Origin of the sequence: Pseudomonas fluorescens group sp. (genome assembly GCF_020093335.1) — a bacterium.
Classification (GTDB): Bacteria; Pseudomonadota; Gammaproteobacteria; order Pseudomonadales; family Pseudomonadaceae; genus Aquipseudomonas; species Aquipseudomonas petroselini.
The window spans coordinates 1-3,848 of record NZ_JAIOKW010000079.1 but is presented as its reverse complement, the minus strand read 5'-3'; the positions used below and the strand labels follow the sequence as shown (position 1 = coordinate 3,848).

3 protein-coding genes are annotated in these 3,848 nt (G+C 63.2%); all 3 read left to right on the top strand.

Going from position 1 to position 3,848, the window contains the following annotated elements; genetic code table 11:
• Positions 1–689: ABC transporter permease subunit (locus K7431_RS30760; protein WP_224316769.1), on the top strand; the 689-nt coding region annotated here is incomplete at its 5' end.
• Positions 690–700: 11 nt separating this feature from the next.
• On the top strand, positions 701–2,272 hold the full coding sequence (locus K7431_RS30755; RefSeq protein WP_012723830.1) for an ABC transporter ATP-binding protein: 1,572 nt from the start codon (positions 701–703) through the stop codon (positions 2,270–2,272).
• Between the two features lie 59 nt (positions 2,273–2,331).
• Positions 2,332–3,732, top strand: a complete 1,401-nt coding sequence (locus K7431_RS30750; protein ID WP_012723829.1) for a sigma-54 interaction domain-containing protein — start codon at positions 2,332–2,334, stop codon at positions 3,730–3,732.
• The last annotated feature ends 116 nt before the right edge of the window (positions 3,733–3,848 follow it).

Below are 3,848 nucleotides of genomic sequence, written 5' to 3'. Positions count from 1 at the left end.
GCCCTGCCCCCAGCCCGCCCTCGGCGGTGAACTGGCTGGGCACCGATGACCAGTCGCGGGATGTGCTGGCGCGGGTGATCTTTGGCGCACGCGTGTCGATCCTGTTTGCCTTGGCGCTCACCGCGATCAGCGCTGCCATCGGCATTGCCGCCGGTGCATTGCAGGGCTATTACGGCGGCTGGGTGGATTTGATCGGCCAGCGCGTGCTGGAGGTGTGGTCCGGGCTGCCGGTGCTGTACCTGCTGATCATCCTGTCGGGTTTTGTGGAGCCGAATTTCTGGTGGTTGCTGGGGATCATGGCGCTGTTTTCCTGGCTGGCCCTGGTGGACGTGGTGCGCGCCGAGTTCCTGCGCGGGCGCAACCTGGAATACGTCAAGGCCGCACGGGCCCTGGGCTTGGGCGACGGCAAGATCATTCGCCGGCATATCCTGCCCAACGCCATGACCGCTACGTTGAGCTACCTGCCGTTTATCCTGACCGGGGCGATTTCCACCTTGAGCGCCCTGGATTTCCTCGGTTTTGGCATGCCGGCGGGCAGCGCGTCGCTGGGTGAACTGATCGCCCAGGGCAAGCAGAACCTGCAAGCGCCGTGGCTGGGCCTCACGGCATTTTTCACCTTGGCGCTGATCCTGTCGCTGCTGGTCTTTATCGGCGAGGCGTTGCGTGACGCCTTCGACCCCCGTTCATGAGTGCCTCCCCTATGAACCTGATCGAAATCCGCGACCTCAACGTCGCTTTCAGTGGCCAGACCGTGGTCCGCCACCTGAGCCTGGACGTTCGCCCCGGCGAGTGCCTGGCGCTGGTGGGTGAGTCGGGCTCGGGCAAGTCGGTGACGGCCCATTCGATCCTGCAACTGCTGCCGGAAGCGGGCACCGACACCACCGGCTCCATCACGTATCGCGGCCAGGAGTTGATCGGCGCCTCGGCCTCGACGTTGCAGAAACTGCGCGGTGACCGCATTGCGATGATCTTCCAGGAGCCGATGACCTCCCTGAACCCGCTGCACAGCATCGAAAAGCAGATCGGCGAAACCCTGCTGCTGCACAAGGGCTTGGGCGGCAAGGCGGCGCAGGCGCGCATCCTCGAATTGCTCGAGCTGGTGGGCATCCAGAAACCCCAGGAACGCCTCAAGGCTTATCCGCATCAATTGTCCGGCGGCCAACGCCAACGGGTGATGATCGCCATGGCCCTGGCCTGCGAGCCGGAGCTGTTGATCGCCGACGAACCCACCACCGCCCTGGATGTGACCGTGCAGCGCAAGATCCTGCTGCTGCTCAAATCCCTGCAACAACGCCTGGGCATGTCGCTGCTGCTGATCAGCCATGACCTCAACCTGGTGCGCAGCATCGCCCAGCGCGTCTGCGTCATGCGCGCCGGCGAGATCGTTGAGCAGGCCGACTGTGAGACCTTGTTCACCGCGCCGCAGCATCCTTACAGCCAGTTGCTGCTGGATGCGGAACCGGCCGGTGATGCGCTGTGCAGCGATGCGCGCGAGACGGTGTTGCAAGTGGATGACCTGACCGTGCAATTCCCCCTTGGCGGCGGGTTGTTCCGCCGCAAGACCTACCTGCGTGCGGTGGACGGCATCAGCCTCAGCGTGCAGCGCGGCAAAACCCTGGGGATTGTCGGCGAGTCCGGCTCGGGCAAGTCCACGCTGGGCCAAGCGATCCTGCGTTTGCTCGACTCCACCGGCAGCATCCGCTTCCAAGGCGAAGCGCTCGACCCGTTGAATAACCAGCAAATGCGCCCTTGGCGCAAGCAGATGCAGGTGGTGTTCCAGGACCCCTACGGCAGCCTCAGCCCACGCATGACCGTGGAACAGATCATCAGCGAAGGTCTGGACGTGCACGCGCCGTGCAGCCTGGCCGACCGCGATGCGCAGGTGATCCAGGTGCTCAAGGACGTCGGCCTCGACCCTGCCAGTCGCCACCGCTACCCGCATGAATTTTCCGGTGGGCAGCGCCAACGCATCGCCATCGCTCGCGCCTTGGTACTCAAGCCGGCGCTGATGCTGCTGGATGAACCGACCTCGGCCCTCGACCGCACCGTGCAGAAGCAAGTGGTGGCATTGCTGCGTGAGCTGCAGGAGAAATACGGCCTGACCTACCTGTTTATCAGCCATGACCTGGCCGTGGTGCGGGCCATGGCCCATGACATGATTGTGGTCAAGGACGGTAAGGTGGTGGAGCGCGGCGCCAGCCATGAGGTGTTCGATGCACCGCAACACCCGTACACCCAAGAGCTGCTGGCAGCGGCGCACATCCCCTTGTAAACACGCCCGCTCCCACAAGGATCGCGATTCCATGTCCAATTTGTGTTGGTGGCCTAAACATGAACATCACCGATAACCTCAAGGACTACCAACAGGTTCGTGGCCTGGCCATCCAGTCGCTGTTCGAGATCATTGAGCAGTCCAGCGAAGGCACGGTGATTGTCGACCGCGACGCCAATATCGTCTGGATGAACGAGCGCTACGCCAAGCGCTTCGGCCTGAAAAGCGCCGACGAAGCCATCGGCCAGCCATGCGAGCAGGTGATTTCCAATAGCCTGTTGCGCCAGGTGGTGCGCAATGACCAGCCGATCCTGCTGGATATCCAGGACACGCCCAAGGGGCCACTGGTGGTGATGCGCTTGCCGATCCACAACGAGGCCGGCGCGGTGATCGGCGCAATCGGGTTTGCGTTGTTCGATGAGCTGCGCAACCTGTCGCCGCTGATCGAGCGCTACCTGAGCATGCAGCAAGAGCTGGCCTCGACGCGCTCGCTGCTGCGTTCACGCCAGAGCAAGTACAACTTCGCGCATTTCATCGGCACCAGCGCTGCCAGCCTCGAGGTGAAACGCCGGGCGCGGCGCAGTGCGAGTGCCGAATCGCCGGTATTGCTGCTGGGCGAGACCGGCACCGGCAAGGAATTGCTGGCCCAGGCGATACACGGTGCCTCCACGCGGGCGCACAAGGCCTTTGTCAGTATCAACAGCGCCGCGATTCCCGCTGACCTGCTGGAGGCCGAGTTCTTCGGCACCGCACCGGGCGCGTTTACCGGCGCCGACCGCAAGGGCCGTCCGGGCAAATTCCAGATTGCCCAGGGCGGCACCTTGTTCCTGGATGAAATCGGCGACATGCCGCTGCCGCTGCAAAGCAAACTGCTGCGGGTGTTGCAGGAAAAGGAATTCGAGCCGGTCGGCTCCAACGAGATGCTGCACAGCGATGTGCGCGTGATCGCGGCCACGTCCATGGACCTGGAAGCGGCGATCAAGCGCGGTGAGTTCCGCGCCGACCTGTATTACCGGCTGAATGTGCTGCCGATCCAGGTGCCGCCGTTGCGTGAACGGCTGGAGGATATTCCGGCATTGAGCGAGGCGATCCTGGAGGAGCTGCGCAGCCAGCATGAACTGGACCACGCGGCGTTGGCCTTGCTGGCACAGCATGCCTGGCCGGGGAATATCCGTGAACTGCGCAATGTGCTGGAGCGGGCGGCGTTGCTGAGTGATGACCTGGTGCTGAATGCCGGTGAGATTCGTGCGGCGATTGGCACTTTCACCCCCGTGGAACGTGGCAGTGCCTTGCCGGCGGTTGAGGGTGAGTCGTTCAGCGCAGCGCGGGAGCGGTTTGATCGGCAGGTGATTGGCGCGGCGTTGAGGGCGTGCGAGGGGAATGTGGTGGAAGCGGCCAAGCGGTTGGGGCTTGGGCGGTCGACGCTGTACAAGAAGATGGTGGCCCTGGGCATCGACTGATCTCTAAAAAGAGACACCATTATCAATATAGAGACTTTTCAATGTGTGAGGGGGCTTGCCCCCGATGGCAGTGTGTCAGTCAACTCCCAAGCAACTGAAACACAGCCATCGGGGGC